This window comes from Cupriavidus sp. GW822-FHT06G04, from assembly GCF_058799075.1.
The window spans coordinates 158211-175067 of sequence record NZ_JBXALD010000008.1 but is presented as its reverse complement, the minus strand read 5'-3'; the positions used below and the strand labels follow the sequence as shown (position 1 = coordinate 175067).

14 protein-coding genes are annotated in these 16857 nt (G+C 60.3%); 8 read left to right on the top strand and 6 right to left on the bottom strand.

Annotation, left to right across the window (positions count from 1 at the left end; translation table 11 throughout):
* Nucleotides 1–128 precede the first annotated feature (128 nt).
* Complete coding sequence (locus tag AC1RKI_RS19095) at nt 129–2180, top strand: ATP-binding protein (RefSeq protein WP_492796595.1); 2052 nt, start codon at nt 129–131, stop codon at nt 2178–2180.
* A gap of 127 nt (nt 2181–2307) precedes the next feature.
* Here the strand turns inward: AC1RKI_RS19095 and AC1RKI_RS19090 are convergent, their stop codons facing one another.
* The 5 genes from AC1RKI_RS19090 to AC1RKI_RS19070 all read right to left on the bottom strand — a co-directional run bounded on the left by AC1RKI_RS19090 (nt 2308) and on the right by AC1RKI_RS19070 (nt 8582).
* A complete protein-coding gene (locus AC1RKI_RS19090; RefSeq protein ID WP_227461413.1) occupies nt 2308–5139 on the bottom strand; it encodes an ATP-dependent Clp protease ATP-binding subunit in 2832 nt (943 codons plus the stop codon).
* Between the two features lie 217 nt (nt 5140–5356).
* Nucleotides 5357–5779: a PRC-barrel domain-containing protein gene (locus AC1RKI_RS19085; protein WP_061957406.1), complete on the bottom strand. Its 423-nt coding sequence runs from the start codon at nt 5777–5779 to the stop codon at nt 5357–5359.
* Nucleotides 5780–6033: 254 nt separating this feature from the next.
* Nucleotides 6034–6771 (bottom strand): helix-turn-helix transcriptional regulator, encoded by a 738-nt coding sequence (locus AC1RKI_RS19080; protein WP_223506022.1) that lies wholly within the window; start codon nt 6769–6771, stop codon nt 6034–6036.
* Between the two features lie 220 nt (nt 6772–6991).
* A complete protein-coding gene (locus AC1RKI_RS19075) occupies nt 6992–7450 on the bottom strand; it encodes a phosphate-starvation-inducible PsiE family protein (RefSeq protein ID WP_061957405.1) in 459 nt (152 codons plus the stop codon).
* A gap of 97 nt (nt 7451–7547) precedes the next feature.
* Nucleotides 7548–8582, bottom strand: coding sequence for an LLM class oxidoreductase (locus tag AC1RKI_RS19070; protein WP_492796593.1), 1035 nt, complete (start codon nt 8580–8582; stop codon nt 7548–7550).
* Between the two features lie 312 nt (nt 8583–8894).
* Between AC1RKI_RS19070 and AC1RKI_RS19065 the strand changes: the two genes are divergently transcribed.
* Nucleotides 8895–10109 (top strand): alkene reductase, encoded by a 1215-nt coding sequence (locus AC1RKI_RS19065; RefSeq protein WP_492796766.1) that lies wholly within the window; start codon nt 8895–8897, stop codon nt 10107–10109.
* 86 nt (nt 10110–10195) lie between these two features.
* On the top strand, nt 10196–10552 hold the full coding sequence (locus tag AC1RKI_RS19060) for a host attachment protein (protein WP_061957403.1): 357 nt from the start codon (nt 10196–10198) through the stop codon (nt 10550–10552).
* 209 nt (nt 10553–10761) lie between these two features.
* On the opposite strand, the gene AC1RKI_RS19055 is transcribed toward AC1RKI_RS19060, so the two are convergent.
* Nucleotides 10762–11334: a hypothetical protein gene (locus tag AC1RKI_RS19055; RefSeq protein WP_244788550.1), complete on the bottom strand. Its 573-nt coding sequence runs from the start codon at nt 11332–11334 to the stop codon at nt 10762–10764.
* A gap of 1120 nt (nt 11335–12454) precedes the next feature.
* Here AC1RKI_RS19055 and AC1RKI_RS19050 point away from each other — a divergent pair.
* From AC1RKI_RS19050 to AC1RKI_RS19030, 5 genes are all read left to right on the top strand, one after another.
* Nucleotides 12455–12640: a Flp family type IVb pilin gene (locus AC1RKI_RS19050; RefSeq protein WP_061957402.1), complete on the top strand. Its 186-nt coding sequence runs from the start codon at nt 12455–12457 to the stop codon at nt 12638–12640.
* A 110-nt stretch (nt 12641–12750) separates the two neighbouring features.
* Nucleotides 12751–13347 (top strand): A24 family peptidase, encoded by a 597-nt coding sequence (locus tag AC1RKI_RS19045; protein WP_150981559.1) that lies wholly within the window; start codon nt 12751–12753, stop codon nt 13345–13347.
* 358 nt (nt 13348–13705) lie between these two features.
* The gene (gene cpaB, locus AC1RKI_RS19040) at nt 13706–14557 is read left to right on the top strand and encodes a Flp pilus assembly protein CpaB (protein WP_150981558.1); all 852 of its coding nucleotides are present in this window, start codon (nt 13706–13708) and stop codon (nt 14555–14557) included.
* Between the two features lie 44 nt (nt 14558–14601).
* Nucleotides 14602–16512 carry a type II and III secretion system protein family protein gene (locus AC1RKI_RS19035; protein WP_084004025.1) on the top strand — a complete coding sequence of 637 codons (1911 nt, stop codon included), beginning with the start codon at nt 14602–14604 and terminating at the stop codon, nt 16510–16512.
* 24 nt (nt 16513–16536) lie between these two features.
* The gene (locus AC1RKI_RS19030) at nt 16537–16845 is read left to right on the top strand and encodes a hypothetical protein (protein ID WP_061957371.1); all 309 of its coding nucleotides are present in this window, start codon (nt 16537–16539) and stop codon (nt 16843–16845) included.
* Nucleotides 16846–16857: the final 12 nt, after the last annotated feature.

The window sequence follows — 16857 nt, the reverse complement described above, 5'->3', positions numbered from 1 at the left end:
AAAGTGCGACGCAGTCCGGCTGTACTGGTTCCGAAGCCTGGCCTGCATATAACGGGTTCAATCGATAACAATTCTCGGGGCGGCCTTTGCGGCGGTCCGTACCCACATTTTTCGGGGTGCCAGAGTCCATGGGTCTGGAAATATATAGGCCGGTAGCGGCGGAAAGCTCCGCGGGCACCATCACCGCGCGTATTTCGGCATTCATACTCCTACTACTCATCTGGCTGGGCTTCGCCATATGGGCCGGATGGGACAGGGGTAGCGAATTACGCCGGATCCAGGTCGATGCCGACCATCTTGCCTATACCCTTGGCCAGCACGTCGAGCGCACACTGTCCGATGCGGACCAACTGACCTCCCTGGTAGGCGGCGCTGTCATCGAACGCGGTCCGGACTTGCCGCTCGCCGAATGGACCCGAAACGGTCATCTCAGTGCCGAGCCCTTCCTTCAGACCGAGATCCTGGACGAAAGCGGCGTCGTCAGGTCATCGACCAATCTGACCTTCGAAGCCATCGACGCAGGCGATCGCGACTATTTCCGCGTCCATGCCAACAATCCCAGGTCCACCTTGTTTGTCAGCAAGCCGCGGCGGGAGCGTAATTCGGGGCGCTGGGTAGTCCTGCTTTCCAAGGGAATCGTCGCGCCGACTGGCCGTTTCCTGGGCGTCGTCGTGGTGTCGCTGGACCCAATCTCACTGACCAATATCTCCAAAAGCATCACCTATCTGGGCACCCAGGGTGCAGTCGGTCTATTGGGTACCAATGACTTTATCTACCGGGTGCGCTGGAGTGGCGCGGCTTACGACCCCGGCCAGGCGGTGGCGGCGAGTTCCGTAACGCGACGAGCCGTTGTAGCCGCCGCCCACGCCGACGCGCTGGAGAGCACCCAGCTGGACGACGTCGAGCGCATTTATGGCGTGCAAAGACTGTCGAAAGGAGACCTGGCGGTTGTGGTCAGGTACAACCGGCATGAAGCGCTAGCGATGTACCGCGGCAGGCTGATAGTCGTCGCTTGCATCGCAAGCCTGGCATCCGCACTGATCATCTTCCTCCAGATGGGCCAGGCAAAGTCAATCATGACGATGGTGAAGGCGGCGAAGCGTGCCGCAGTGGTCAGCCGCAGGCTACGGGAAAGGAATCAGCACCTGCATGCGCTGTTCTTTGCCGTGCCAGGCGGCGTCGCCATTTTCAACAAGGATCGCCTGGTGGAAGACACCAACGGCGGGCTGTGCGACATCCTGGGCGTTTCGCCCGGTGACTTGCGCGGCGCCCCGTCACAACGATTCGTCGACCTTCTGTATCGCGGCCAACGTCCCACGCGGGACTCAGCCACGCCGTCCGAACTGCTGGCGGAGATCGACCGGATCGCAGCCTCCCACGACTTCAGCAGTCTTATCGAGTTCGATATAGCGGATGCCTCCAGCTATGCGATCCGCGTAGTGCATACCAGCGACGGCGCAGGCTGCGTGGTGTCTGTCTGCGACGTAAGCGCAATGCGGCGAGAGGAACGGGCGAGGTCCCATTTCATCGATACCGTGGAAGCCGAAAACAAGGTGGCGATCGCAAATATCGTCGGATATGCCGACCTTCTCGCCGCCGATCTGATCTCCCCGGAAAAACGCCTTGGCATCTATCGCACGATGCGTTCGCAAGCCCAGCGCATCAGCCAGTTCGCTTCCAATCATCTTCAACTGACGCGCCTGGAAACCTTGGGTGCATCCGAGATGACCTTTCGCCGGGTGGATCTCGCAGCGCTCGTGCGCGATGTTATTGAGGAAGGACGTATGAACGGCAATGGAGTGACTCTGGAGGGCGCGCGAGGGCCAGTCTGGGTGATGGGCGACTCTGCCTCACTCGCCAGCGTGATACGGCATCTGCTCGAGAACGCTGTGAAGTACGGCCTGGGAAATGACGTCAACGTGTCGGTCGCCAGAGCAACGGATGAAAGCGGCAACGCCGTGCTGAAGGTGACCGATCGAGGCATGGGAATCAAAGTCGACGAACTCAGGCTCGTGTGCGACAAGTTCTTCCGCGGCAAGCACCAGGACGGGACGGCCGGCGATGGTCTGGGCCTCGCGCTCGTGCGCGAAATTGTGCTGCTGCATCGCGGCAATATTTCTCTTGAAAGCGAGGTCGGCACAGGCACCACGGTGACGGCGCACCTTCCGGCGGTGGTATGACTCGCCAGCCTGCGGGGCTGATGCATCGCAAACTGAGCCGCAGCAGGGCTGCGAAGGCTTCTACCAAAGCCTGCGCAAGACGCGGAGGGCGATCCCGCGCAAGCGGCATCGCCCTCAAACCCTTTTGTCAGACGTGCGCCGGTTTTTGCTCCTCCTCTGCCGGGCTCGCCGTCTGCGCATCGGCGGATGACTTCTGCACGCGCACCGCATTCGCGCCCGAGTCGTAGGTGATGGTCACCTTGTCGCCATCACGCACATCGCCCCGCAGCAGTGCATCGGCAAGTTTCGATTCCACTTCGGCGCGAATCTTTCGCTTGAGCATCCGCGCGCCGAACTCGGGGTCATAGCCAATCTCCGCCAGATGATTGCGCAGCGAATCGTCGAACGACAACTCGATGTTCTGCCCAGCCACGGTGCGCCGCACACGCTCCAGTTGCAAATCCACGATGCTGCGGATCTGCGCCTTGCCGAGCGCATGAAACACCACCACCTCATCCACCCGGTTCAGGAATTCTGGCCTGAAGTGATGCCGCAGAACCTCCATCAGACGGTCGCGCAGCTCAGGGTAGTCGAGTTGCGTCTTGTCGGCGCGCATATTGTCCTGAATCATCTGTGAACCGATATTGCTGGTCGCGATGATGATGGTGTTCGTGAAATCCACGAGACGCCCTTTGCCGTCGGTGAGACGGCCTTCGTCGAAGAGCTGCAGCAGGATGTTGTGCACCTCGGAATGTGCTTTCTCGATTTCGTCGAGCAGGACGATGCAATATGGGCGGCGACGCACCCGCTCGGTCAACTGCCCTCCTTCCTCATAGCCGACATAGCCCGGAGGCGAGCCCACCAGGCGCGCCACCGTATGCCGCTCCGAGTATTCGCTCATGTCGATGCGCACCAGCGCGTTTTCGTCGCCGAACACCGCAGCGGCGAGCGCTTTGGCGAGCTCGGTCTTGCCCACACCGGTTGGGCCGAGAAAGAGGAAGCTTGCGGTCGGCTTGCCGCCTTCGGTGAGACCGGCACGTGAGAGCCGAACCGCCTGCGCGACGGCGCGGACCGCCTCGTCCTGGCCGACCACACGCTCCCTCAGGCGATCTTCCAGGTTCAGCAACTTCTCGCGGTCTTCTGCGGTGAGTTCGGACACCGGCACGCCAGTGAGCGCCGCCACGACCTGCGCGATGTCCTCAGCCGTGACCTCTTGCGAACTGGTCCCGCGTTCCTTCTTCCACGCTTCGGTCGCCTCATCGAGTCGCTTCTGCTCGGAGACGATCTTGGATTCCAGTTCCTTTGCCTTGTCGAACTGCTTGGCCGAGCTTGCCGCGTCCTGTTCCTGGCGCGTGCGACGGATGGACGCCTCGATATCGTGCAGTTGCGTCGGCCGCGAGTTCGATGAGATGCGCACACGGGCGGCTGCCTGGTCGAGCAGGTCGATGGCCTTGTCCGGCAGGAATCGCGCGGCTATATAGCGGTCCGACAACTTCGCCGCGGCCGCGATCGCCCCTTCGGTGATCTTCACCTTATGGTGCGCTTCAAGGCGGTCGCGCAAACCGCGCAGGATCTCGATGGTTTCCGCGACGCTTGGCTCGGGCACGTTGACGGGCTGGAAGCGCCGTTCGAGCGCCGAGTCCTTCTCGATGTACTTCTGGTATTCGTTGAGCGTCGTGGCGCCCACGAGATGCAGTTCGCCGCGCGCCAGCGCGGGCTTGAAGACGTTGCCGATATCGAGCCCGCCTTCGCCGCCACCCTGGCCGGCACCGACGATCGTATGCAGTTCGTCGATGAAGACGATCAGCCGGTCCTGGTTCTCGACGATCTCGTCAAGCACCTGCTTCAATCGTTCCTCGAACTCGCCCCGATACTTTGCGCCCGCCACCACGCTGTTGATATTCAATTCGACGACGCGCTTGCCGCGCAGCACCTCTGGCACCTGGTCCTGGACGATGCGCTGCGCAAGTCCTTCGACGATTGCCGTCTTGCCAACGCCCGGTTCGCCGATCAGCACCGGGTTGTTCTTGCGCCGTCGGGCAAGAACCTCGATAGTCGTTTCGATTTCCTTGTCGCGGCCGATCACCGGATCGAGCTTGCCGCGCCGCGCGAGTTCGCTGAGATCGCGCGCGTACTTGTCGAGCGTTGGCGTGGTGGAACGCCCCTCGACGGTGCCTTCCTCGGCACCCTTACCGACCACCTTGACGGTCTTCTGCCGGAGCGCATGCGACGATAGCCCGTACTTGCGCAGCAACTCGCCCGCGAAGCCGTCTTCCTCTTCGACGAGCCCGATCAGGATATGCTCGGGTCCCACGTAGCTGTGGCCAAGCTCCCGCGACGCGGTGAGCGCGTTCTCTAGCGCGCTCTTTGCGCGCGGCGATACGCCGATGCGTTCGTCGTCTGTCTTTTCGCTACGCGTGCCACGCGGCGCATTCTTATCGACATCCTTCTTGATCTCTTCGGGATCCAGCTTGAATTCGCGCAGGATCTCCTGCACCACGTTGTTATCGGCGAGTGCGAGCAGCAGGTGCTCTGTATCGACTTCAGACTTGCCGAACTCGACCGCCTTTTGCGCGGCTGCCTGCAATCGGTCCAGGCCGCTCTCGCTCAGGAACGTCTGCAGGTCGACAGCTTCGCGCGCACGGCGATGCCGGCGCGGCCGGCCGCCCGGCGAGCCCGCGCGAGTCCCCATACCAGCGCCGCCGTTGCCGCCTTCCCCTGCACTCGCGCGCGGCTCCTCCGCCTGGCCGAGTGCATGCCAGCCGCCGCGCCTACCTTCCATCGGCGGCCACATATCGTCGAAAAGACTTTCAAAGAGACCGCCGTGAAAAAGCGACTCGAGCGGAGAGAGGCTGCGCTGGTTGCGTGCCATGAACTGCACATAGTGCTCGTTGCACAGCGTCAGCTGACGACGCTGGCCGTTCTCGGTGATCGTGATCTGCGAAGTCGCCGGTTTTCCGCAAACGCTGCAAGTTGCCATGATGTGCTCCGTTGGAGAGGCGGTGGAGTTTGAAAGCGAGGAGTTGTACGTGAGTGGTGAAAAAATGCCCGCCCTGCGCGCAGCAGCGCACCGGTTGATCATCGACGCGCGCGCACGGCATGGAGCGATGGCGCCGAGCGCATCGCGCTACGGGATCTCGATGCGCCGCGTCGCCCAAGGATCATTGGCCGGCGTGCCGCGATGTCGCAGCCCGCTGTCAGCTCTTGGCATATTCGAACTCCGGCAGCTTCTTCAGCGCTTCCTTGCTTGCACCCGGGAGGACGGCCTTCGGTGCCATTTGCTTGAAATGCTGAACGGGGATGGCGACACGATGCGTCGCCATTCCAAGAAAGCCACCCACATCGATAATTGCGGCCGAGAGCGTGCCATCCGGTGCGATGATCAGGTCATCAACCTTGCCGATCTTTTCGTTCTTGTCGTTGTAGACATCGGTGTGGATCATCTTCGATGCGCGCCAGCCTGTTGCAACGACTTGGGCTTCGGTGACGGTGACGCCAAGTGTCGCCTTGCCCGCGATAGGCACATCCTGCGCGATGGCGCTAATGGCCACCAGGCCACCAGCGCATAGCGCGAGCACAAACGACGACAGCCTTGCGGCCGAGATGAGGTGAGTCTTCATGGTGTTCTCCGACATACGCAACGTGATAGGTGCACGCCGGACGCACAATGCGTTCACGCATGCAGCAGCGCGTTCTGCCTGTCGCGAAGGACGGGCCGCCAGTTCCGCGCGTCGCGCCCGAGGCGCGCGCAGATGGTTATGGCGCGAGTATCGTCAAGCATATGTCCGGCAGACGCGCGCTTCTTTCGGGTTCCTGCCCAGAGGTGTCGGATTCCTGCGCGTGTTGGTCACTCACGGATCGAGTCGCGAGCGCGTTACCGGATCGTGGGGTGGTGATGCGCGAGGCGGAACGCACGGGGCGTGCACCCCGCATAGCGATGGAACACCTCAGTGAAGTGCTGCTGAGTCTGAAAGCCCGCGCGTGCCGCGACATCGATCAGCGGAAGACTTCCTTCGAGAAGCATCAATTGCGCAAATTTCAACCGCTTGGTCGTCACATAGAAGTGTGGCGCAAGCCCCGTCGCATTCTTGAAAGCATGCGCAAAATGCGAGGGGCTCATATGTAGAAGCGCAGCGAGGTGTTCCACCTGGATGTTTTCCGCAATGTGTTCGTGAATGAAAAGTTCCACGACACTCAGCTTGCTCTGGGAAAGACTGGTACCGGCCTCGCGCGTGTCGGCGTTGCGTCCGTAGCGGCACGCGAGATGAAGTGAGATGACGTCGGCGAACGCCGCGAAGCACATGGGGTCGGGGCCTATGTTGGAGTGCAAAGTGATAAGGATGTCGGCCGCTTCCCGTAGGAAAGGATCCCACGCCGTGAACCAGCACGGGATATCGCAGGTCCCGTTGCCGAGTGCCTTGCGAGCGGCTTCCCTCAGCGTAGGCGAATGCAGCGCAAGGACGAGGCCGCGTGGATCGTCATTGTCGACTTCAATGCGAGCCCACGCCGGCACGATTGCGATGAACGGCGCGCTGACGCTGATATGGTGATCCGGCCGCTCGCTGCCTCCGACTGTGCTCGCATGCGCGGTGGTCCTGTCCGCCGGTATCACACACAAGATCCATTGCGCCGACTCTTCGGCGCAGTCCGTACAGAACGCACCGATCGAGTGACAGTGGAGACACCGCAATTCTGAGGGACGAGACATTTGCGCTATGGTGAGCGTTTGCCAAGAAGACGGGTCGATCTTGCTGCATCGAAACGAATTCTAGTGGTCCATGTCCGTCGGTGTTAGAAATGTTTTTTTTCATGCATAAACCCGGGCCGCCTTGTCACACGCCCGACTCACGATCGCGCGTGGCGCGCTCTGCAATTGCGGCATCGACGGGATCATCGCGCTGCCGCATCAGCCAATAAACGCTGCCGAGCGCAACCAGGCCGGCCGCAAGTGCAGCGATGTGAGCGGGGTCCGTGGCGGGATCGAGGATGATGAACTTGCGCGCTATCGCAAGCATCGCCACGAGGATCACAGTCTTGACTTGCACAATGTGATCTCGCCTGAGCATGACGCGGATAATCGAATGCTTGAACTCCATTGCGATCAACAGCGTCATCACCATGCCAAAGACAGCCTGGAAGACCGCATGATCAAGGGGATCGAACGCCCCGGACAGCAACAGCACGACGACCGCCCGGATCAACTGCCAAAGCGATACCAGGACGACCACCGAAATCACGATGCTCAGGATATGGGCGATGACCTGCTCGAAGCGCTCATAGAAAGTCAGCATGCTCCATTGCGGCCGAATCTTGTCGAGGTTCAAGGAAATGGGTAGCTCTCATTTGCTCATCGATTGAAAAAGACGGCCAACCCCGCACGAACGCCTCTTACCAGACACTCACGATTTGCGCGTCCCGCCCGTCATCCTTCCCCGCAGGCTGTGCGCCAGCATCTCGCGCCCGAAACCGAGGCACCACATGCGTGCCAAGTTCTTCCACCACCTCGGCCGCACTTCGATGACCGTATTTCAGATTCAAAATGACGTGGTCAACGCCAATCTCCTGCAGCGCATCGAGCAAGTCAATGAGATGGCGCCTGCCTAGCTTGTATCCCAAGTGAATTGGCGATGCTGCTGTGGACGGCGATGCGTCGAGGTCGATATACAGCGACTGTAAGAACGGCTTGTACTCGGTCCCGGATTGCACGATAACTTCTTGTCTCCATTTTTCTACGAACGATCGCTGCAGATGAGGAGGACGGGGATAGGTGATCCACCCGCAGCTATGTTTTGCGATCCAATCGAGCGATTGGCGACTGTGTCCGGTCACAAAGAGCGGAATCTCGTTTGTCGTCGGCTTTGGAATGAGGTCGGCACCGATGAGCTCTCCGTCACTCCATCTGACATGCGCAAAGCTCGTGCGCTGAACCCATCGGATCACCTCCACCCTTTCGCGGAAAATCTCCCCGCGCCTTTCCGGATCGATGTTGAACGCTGGAAATTCGACCGGACGATCGCCGGAGGCGACTCCCAGTAGCAAACGGCCATGACTCAGTTGATCGACGCTCGCCGCTGCTTTGGCCGTATGCAAGGGGTTGCGCAACGGCAGCGCGATCGAGGCCGTGCCAAGCGCGATTTTCGAAGTGTGGGCGGCCATAAATCCCATATAGACCCACGGATCGAACACCTGGCCGACGTCGCCAAAGCTTGGATCTCTTAGCGGCACATCACGGAACCATAATGCTGAAAAACCTAACGCTTCGGCGCGCTTTGCAAGTGTTACCTGGTTCTGCATGGTCGGCCGATCTCCGTCGAAAGCTTCAATGGGAAAGAACAATCCCAAGCTAAGAGAGCCGGACGAAAATGTGTGCTCAAATGCCCTGTGCCGCTGGTAAGGAACAGTACTAGGTTGGTACATCTGCATGCCCCCTTCTGTTTCATGCCCTTCCCTAGCCAGCAGCCCGCACGCCACAGCCGGGGTAGACCACATTTTCCAGCACGGTAGACGCATCGCAGCGGTCTGTCTTTCGCGATGCTGCCGAATTTTGTTGGCGTTCTGCCGCCGCCAAGGCCGCAGGATCGTGACACATCTCAGCAGAAACCAAAAAGAAGCCCGCGCGGCGTCACGGCTAGACTGCGCGTAGAACGGGGATCCCGTCGATTTGCTTTGACGCCGACGCTTCTGTGCGTCTGTGGCAACACGTTTCGGCCCGAGTCGCAAACACATGGAGCGAATATGTCTGATACGGAGATTGCCCCCGAACAAGCCCGGCAGCATGAAGCTCCCGTTTCCCTGCACAAGCTGTTCGAACCCCTAAAGGTGGGCCCCTACACCCTGCGTCATCGTGTCGTCATGGGGCCGCTGACGCGTTCGCGCGCAAACCGGGCAGGCAACATTCCGTCGCAGCTCAACGCCTGCTATTACGCGCAGCGTGCAACGGCCGCGCTGATCATCAGCGAAGCGACCCAGGTGTCGATGCAGGGACAGGGCTACGCATGGACGCCTGGGATACATACCGCAGAGCAGGTTGAAGGCTGGCGACACGTAGCGGACGCCGTGCACGACGCGGGCGGTCTGATGTTCATGCAGCTGTGGCACGTAGGACGCATATCGCACCCCTCATTGCAGCCCGATGAAATGCTGCCGGTTGCACCCTCTGCGATCCAGCCGAAAGCGGAGGCGTTTATTGAGAACGAGCGAGGCGAAGGTGTTGTCGCGCCCTGCGTCAAGCCGCGTGCGCTGCAGGTCGAAGAAATGCCGTATCTGGTGCGCCAATACTTCCGGGCAGCGCGCAACGCAAAGGCTGCCGGTATGGACGGCGTCGAAGTACATGGCGCGAATGGATATTTGCTCGACCAGTTCCTGCTGTCCGGCACGAACCACCGCACAGACGAATACGGCGGATCGATCGAGCGTCGAGCCAAGCTGCTATTCGAGGTGATCGAGACGGTTTGCGAAGTGTGGGGACCAGAAAAGGTGGGCGTGAGGCTCTCTCCTCTTGGCACCTTCAACGACATGCACGACGACGATCCCGAGGCGACCTTTTCATACGTCGTAGAGAGACTCAATCGATACGGGCTGGCATATTTGCACATCGTGAATCCCGCGTTGGCAGCGACCGGTGCGGATGTGGCTTTCATCGAACGCGCGGAACGCATGAGCCAGATGATTCGCCGCACCTATCGTGGTGTGCTGATGGTCGCGGGCGGCTTCGACGTGAGCAGTGCGGAAAGATGGCTCGAGGACGGCAACGCGGACCTGATCGCATTCGGACGTTTGTTCATCGCCAATCCCGACCTGCCGGAACGCTTGCGATCGCACGCTCCGCTCAATTCGCCGGATCCTTCCACGTTCTACGGCGGCGGTGAGCGCGGATATACCGACTATCCATCGCTCGCGCAGGAACGCGGGGAAGCGCCACGGTCCGTCATCGATGGGCGCTGGAGATAGACCGTCGCCGATGGCAAATTCGCCGGCGTTCGCGACGATTTTCGATGGACGCAGAGCCGGCGACCGATCACGTTGAAAGGTGCACCATGGCTGACACTACCTGGGTTGTCGTCGCCGACGGCAGCCGTGCTCGAATCTTCGAGACCCCGGGGCTCAAACTGGACTTGCGGGAAATTGAAGACCTGGTCAATGTCGTCCCCGGTGGAACGACGCTAAGCGAGAAAGACCGCGAGAAATTCGCAAAGACCGTCGCCGACCACCTCGAACAAGGAAGGCTTCATCACCGATTTCATCGATTGCGCCTTGCCGTGGAGCCAAAGTTTCTCGGCATGCTTCGCAAGCGTCTGAGCGAGGAAACGCGTCAGATGATTTTCGAAGACATCAACGAAGATCTCTCGGCCCTCGATACGCAGCAAATTCAAGCGCACCTGGCAAGGCATTGAAGGCGACGTCGCGGTTGTGGCGAACGTTGTTCAAGCCATCTTCACGATCAAAAAAAAAGACCCGCCACATATAAATCAGGGCGGGTCTTTCGATAAAGTTCGAGAAGAATTTAATTTGTCAACGTCGCCTATGTGTCCCTAGTGTAAGAGAAAAGCATCAGGAAATCGGGCGTTTCCGCAACAACACCCATTCGGCGCAATCCTGGTCATCAGCACTCGGCAGGCCACTGCTGCTGGCCAAACAACTTCTTCAACGCCTTTCCATCATTTCGCTCATCTTCAAGCGCAACCTGATCGATTAGGCGCCTCGTACTTTCGTCCGCTGCATACCTGGCTGAAAGCTCCGACAGATATTTTCCTGCGACGGATATCAATTCCGTACGTAGATCAAGAATGCGCAGCGGGGCGCTAGATCCGTAAATTCTAACTTTCGCAAACCAAAAAGAGTCCGAGAACTCCGCAAAGATCTCGTATCCGAACCCACGATGTAGCGTCAATGGTCCGACTTGCTTGTCAATCCATGCTTTTGCTGCACCGACACCAGCATCCAAGGCGTCTGCGAACGATCGGTATCGCTCAGATCCCACATAAATTTGATGCTCCCGAGCTTCAGTCTCACGCAGGTCTGTTGCCACCTGAAACTCGGCTAAGTAGCGTGTACTGGCAAAGGCTCTCTTCGGCATCTTTACAGTGACTATGGGCGAAAATCTGCCGTCCTCGCTACGGGATGTGCTGCACCGAATGGGATAGCCGCGATACGTCAAAGACAACTGTTCGCTCATCCCGGTCTCAAAAAGGTCGCCCATACGCACCAATCGCATCATTCCTGGACGCTATATACCGGCCTCAGTCCCGAGGCGCACTCAACTCTTCGGCCTCAAGCGCAGAAAGCGTTGCTCCGATCTCGAAACTCAGAATAGCAAAATATGAACTCCGAGTCAGACCGGTTTCGCATTTGCAACCTTTTGGTTCAAGGCCGCCTCAGCATCGATTTGCACCCCGCGCTCGTCCTTCAGGAGGAGTAAAGGGCCACAAAAATCACATCTGTTTGGTGAATCGCTCCTCATTTTGGAAACCAAACACGAGGGTGCACCGGGACTGCAAACATCCCAATCACCAGTACTCATCCTTTTGCTGGGCCATCTGGCGGAGAAGCGTCCAAAAAGGCGTTTCATCCTTGCAACCGTTTTAACCGATCGGGCGTCTAGTCGTTCGCCCTGATTGGGCAGTCTAAAAGCGGATTATTTATCTCATTATTTATTACACAAACAGCATAAAGAATTGTAAGCGATACAATTCGCCGCAAAAAGCGCCTAATAATCTACGTAAAGATCTAGAAACATTTAGTTACATCGTCTCGAAAAAGGTACGCCACAAAAAACCCTCTTTATAAAAATCAAACACTTAGGACGAGTGGCACGTTCGTCGCTGTATATCCGCCACAGGCAGCGAGGCGGCCCCAAAACAAACGGAGCCACCGAGACTGCAGAACCCGAGTCACGGATACCGAGGACGGGGAAAAAGGGGGCGAAATTAACCAGCACCCAGGGAGCGAAAGCGGCCGGCACGCTGCAGTGCCGGTCCGGACTGGCAGGGCCTCGGCCGCCAAGTCAGCAGATTGCAGCAAATTCAGGTGTGGGTCGGATCCCTGGAGAGAAGTTGGATCAGTTCCACAGTGTCCAGCAGGATGCAATGCGTCGAGCCGAATGGTGCATGCATCGGACATCGTCAAGACGGCCTTTGTGGCGCGGTCTCGTCCCTGAGCCAGGTGGAATCGGAACAGACACCACACACCCTTGTGGTAGCTGGCCGGTTTGGCCTCGGCCGGTTTCCGGCCGAAACCTTGTGCCCGATCTCCAGCGGGCGCTTTTTTCCACTAACCATGACGTGAAGGAGAAGGACATGAACTCCATGTTCAATGGCATCAAGCAATTCGCCCAGGAAGAAGACGGCGCAGCCGGCATTGAATATGCCCTGCTGCTTGCGTTCGTGGCCCTCTGCATGGTCGCGGCAGGCCCTGCCGTCAAGACCGCAGTGACGAAAATCTGGACCAGCATCCAGACGGCACTCACGACGGCAGCTGGCTGAGCGGCGCGCAGCCCGGTGCAACGCGCCACGCACCGGGCTGCAGTATCGCTAACGTTGGCGCACCCCTCGCCCGAACATCGAGCGATCTGAATCACGCATGAGAGGCTGCCATGCATGTCACAAACATCAGCTCCGTCTTTGACCCACTCACGTCGGCCTCCTTGATGGCTGTGCTGGGCATGGCGGTCGTGACGGATGTGAGCAGCCATCGAATTCCAAACCGGCTGGTTGCCGCCGGCACCGTCGCCGCGCTGGTGCTGCAAGTTTGGCAACACGGTTCGGGCGACGGAACATGGCGATGGGCCACGGGACTTGCCGCCGCCTTCGTGCCATTCCTGCTGCTGTACATCGTGCGCGCCGTCGGCGCAGGTGATGCCAAATTGATGGGATTTGTCGGCGCGCAGGTTGGACCCAATGCTGTGCCGGAGATTCTGTTGGCGACTCTGCTGGCCGGCGGCGTGCTGGGTCTGATCGTAATGTTGTGGCGACGTGAATCGCGTCGCACGCTGCATGCAGTCATCGGCGCACTGCTTTGGCTGCCATTTGCAGGACATGCCTCCTCCATGACAGAGGCATGCGCAACGACGGAGGGTCAAGGCAGCTCCACGGCATCTACGGGTGCCAACAGAATTCGCACCATTACTCGCCTGCCCTATGCGGTGGCAATCACAACAGGCGTGGCACTGGTCATGACTGGCGTCATCTGACACGCCAGGCAGGACCATCGTAAGAAAAAGCAAGTCCGATAGCAATCAACGGACACGGGAACGGGAGATCGATCATGGCCTTGAAGCTTCGCAATACTGTCAGCCCCGCGAACGCGCGCCGCTGCCCGTCACGCCACTTCAGTGGGACACCACGTGCTGAACCACCCGCGCAAGCCGCGCGCACCGTGCGACAGCACATCGGCTGGGTGTTCCACCACTAGCGACCTAAGAGCTGCACCACCGGTTTCACAACGTTGTATGGCGCACCGCATACGCCGTGCCGCCAGGGGCGCCTGCGTCCTTTTCACCAGATCGGCCAGATCGGACCAGGCATCGCGAGTAAAGGGAGGAACATCAAATGAGAAACGTACGCACCCTGATGATGCTGCTCGTGGCGGCTCTCGCCGGCCTGGCGGCAGTTGTGTTGGCCTCGCGCTGGATGGTCGAGCAGAGCGCCGGCAGCACGGTGAAAGTGGCCGTGGCCAACACGGATATCAACCTGGGGCAGCGCCTGGCACCCGAGTTCGTGAAACTGGTCGAATGGCCGCGTGAAAGCCTCCCACCGGGAACGCTGAGCGATCTCAAGACAGTGGATGGGCGCGTGACCAAGGCCAGCGTGATGCGCGGAGAACCGATCCTCGAATCGAAGCTCACCCCAGCCGGCACGAAAGGTGGTCTCTCGGCGGTCATCGCCGAAGGCAAGCGTGCCATCACGGTCCGCGTCAACGATGTGGTGGGCGTCGCCGGCTTCGCCTTGCCCGGCAGCTTCGTCGACATCATCGTCAACACCCAGAAAGCCGGCATGAAGACCAACACTGCGACCGAAGGCGAGCAGTCGATCTCCAAGATCGTACTGGAAAAGATCCTGGTGCTCGCGGTGGCACAAGAGGTGAATCGCGACGAAACCAAGCCCAAAGTGGTCAACGCCGTCACGCTGGAAGTCTCGCCCGAAGAGGCCGAGAAGCTCGATCTCGCCCGCAGCGTAGGCTCCCTTTCGCTGGTTCTACGTAATCAGGTGGAAGCCCGCCCTGTGGAAACCGCTGGCGCCACCAAGCGCAGCTTGCTCAATGAGCCCGTCATCCAGGCCGCTGCGCCCGCCACACCGATCGCCAAGGCCATTCAAGTCGTACATCGGCTCGTCGAACGCAAAGTCAATACCAACTGCGTAGGCGTGATCAGCGGCATGCAACAGGACAAGGAGTGCTTCTGAGCGCGCGAGCCAAGCGCCAGAAGCCACCAACCGGGGAAATCATCATGAAGACCAGCCATACATCGTCAGGCCGCACGCGTGCCACACGCATGCACGGCGTCGTTCGACTGAGCGCCCTTTCCACTGTGGCCATTGCCAGTGTCTGGCTTGCCAGCACCCAGGTGCAGGCCGCAGAAGAAGCCGCTGCGGCGCAGCCAGCACGCATCGCCGCCAATGGGCCGATTCAGCTCACGATAGGCGCTGCCGCAGCGCCTGCGGCTCCCGCCGATAGCGGCGCTCGCGGCCCAAGTTGTAGTGGCGCAGCCGCCGAACCCGAACAGGTGACGGTGCCCATCGGCAAGTCCCGCATGCTGCCGTTACCTGAGCCGGTGCGCACTCGCACCTTGGGCAACCCAAGCGTGGTCCAGGCCATGCTGGTGTCGCCGCAGACGATGTATCTGCTGGGTCTTGATATCGGCACGACGAACATGATCGTGCAAGGGCGCAGCGGTCGCTGCACCGTCATCGACGTAACGGTGGGCGCCGATCCCGGTGGCCTGCAATCAACCCTGCGTTCACTCCTGCCGGGCGCGCGTGGAGTACAGGTGGCAGCAGCCGCAGACAGCTTGGTCCTCAGCGGCAATGTGCCCGATTCCTCCACCGCGCAACAGGTGATGGACATCGCCAATGCGTATGTCTCCCGTCAGTCGCGCAGCCCCTTGCAGGCGCCACCGCAGGCGCTCGGGACACCGGCCAACGTCGCGAACCCCAATATGGGAATGATGATGGGCGGCATGATGATCCCGGTCGCCAATACGCTCCAGGCCAGCGGCATGCCACAGCGCAGCAGCAAGATCATCAACATGATGTCGGTCGATGCGCCACAGCAGGTGATGCTCGAAGTGAAGGTAGCCGAGGTCTCGAAAACCCTGATCGACCAGCTTGGCGCGGCAGCCAACCTGCAGGGCGCATTCGGCAGTTGGCAATTTGGCCTGCTGGCGAATTTCCTGTCCGGCAGCGCAGCATCGCTCACCGGCATCAAGAGTAACAACCTGCCGTTTTCCTTCCAACTCGATGCTCAGAAGGGGGACAGCCTGGTCAAGATCCTGGCCGAGCCGAACCTGATGGCCATCAGCGGCCAGGAGGCCAGCTTCCTGGCAGGCGGCAAGGTCTACATACCTGTGCCGCAATCCAACATTGGCGGCGTCACCACCATTGTGCTGCAGGAAGAAACCTTCGGTGTTGGCCTCAAGTTCACGCCGACGGTACTCGCCAACGGCCGCATCAATCTCAAGGTGGCGCCTGAAGTCTCCGAGCTGTCACCGACAGGCGTAGCGGTTACCGCGCCGAACACCTCCGGCTCGACCATCCTGCCTCTGATCACCACGCGGCGCGCGTCTACCACGTTGCAGGTGATGGACGGACAAAGCTTTGCCATCGGCGGACTGATCAAGAGCAACGTGACCGGCAGCCTGAAGGGCCTGCCAGGGGCGGGCGAACTGCCAGTGCTGGGCAACCTTTTCCGCAGCACGAGCTTCCAGCAGGACCGCAGCGAGCTGCTGTTCGTGGTCACGCCTCGCCTGGTCAAGCCGCTGCCGCCGAACTATCCGATGCCCACCGATTCGTTCGGACCAGCAACGAACGGTGAGGTCTATATCAACGGCAACATGGAAGGACATCCGGTGCGGGTGCCAGACAACCTCGCCCGGCCTGCGATGGCCCCAGCACCCGCGACGCCGGCCGCACCGATGTCTCCCGCCCTGCCAGCCGCGCCAACCACCAGCATCGGACCGGTTCCCAGCGTGAGCGTCCAGCCCGTCGACATGTCGCCGAACTCGGGTCAGCCACTCGGCGCCCGGCCCGCCGACGCACCGCAGCCCGCAAGTGGCGGCTTTGTGCCGACCGCCTCCTTGCCCCCAGCGTCGCCCACTTCGGCCCCGACGGCCGTGACGATGGCAAGCGACACCATCCAGTAATCGACCTACGGACAGGTGAACACCATGAACTCCAAGACACGACTCATGTACGCGGCCGCGGCCACCTTGCTCAGCACCGGCCTGGCCGGTTGCATGAACACTTCGCCGATCTGGGACGCGAACTTCGGTGAATCGGTGCGTACCGTGCGCATGATGCAGACGCTCAATCCTGATGCGACATACACCAACACGGACCCGGTCACCGGGGTTGACGGCCGCGCCGCCACGTTCGCGATGGACCGCTACGGTCAGTCCTTCCGCAACCCACCGACCGATAACAACACATTCGTGATTGGCGTTGGCAGCGGGACGATGGCGTCGCCGGCGCAATAGGCACGACCGCCC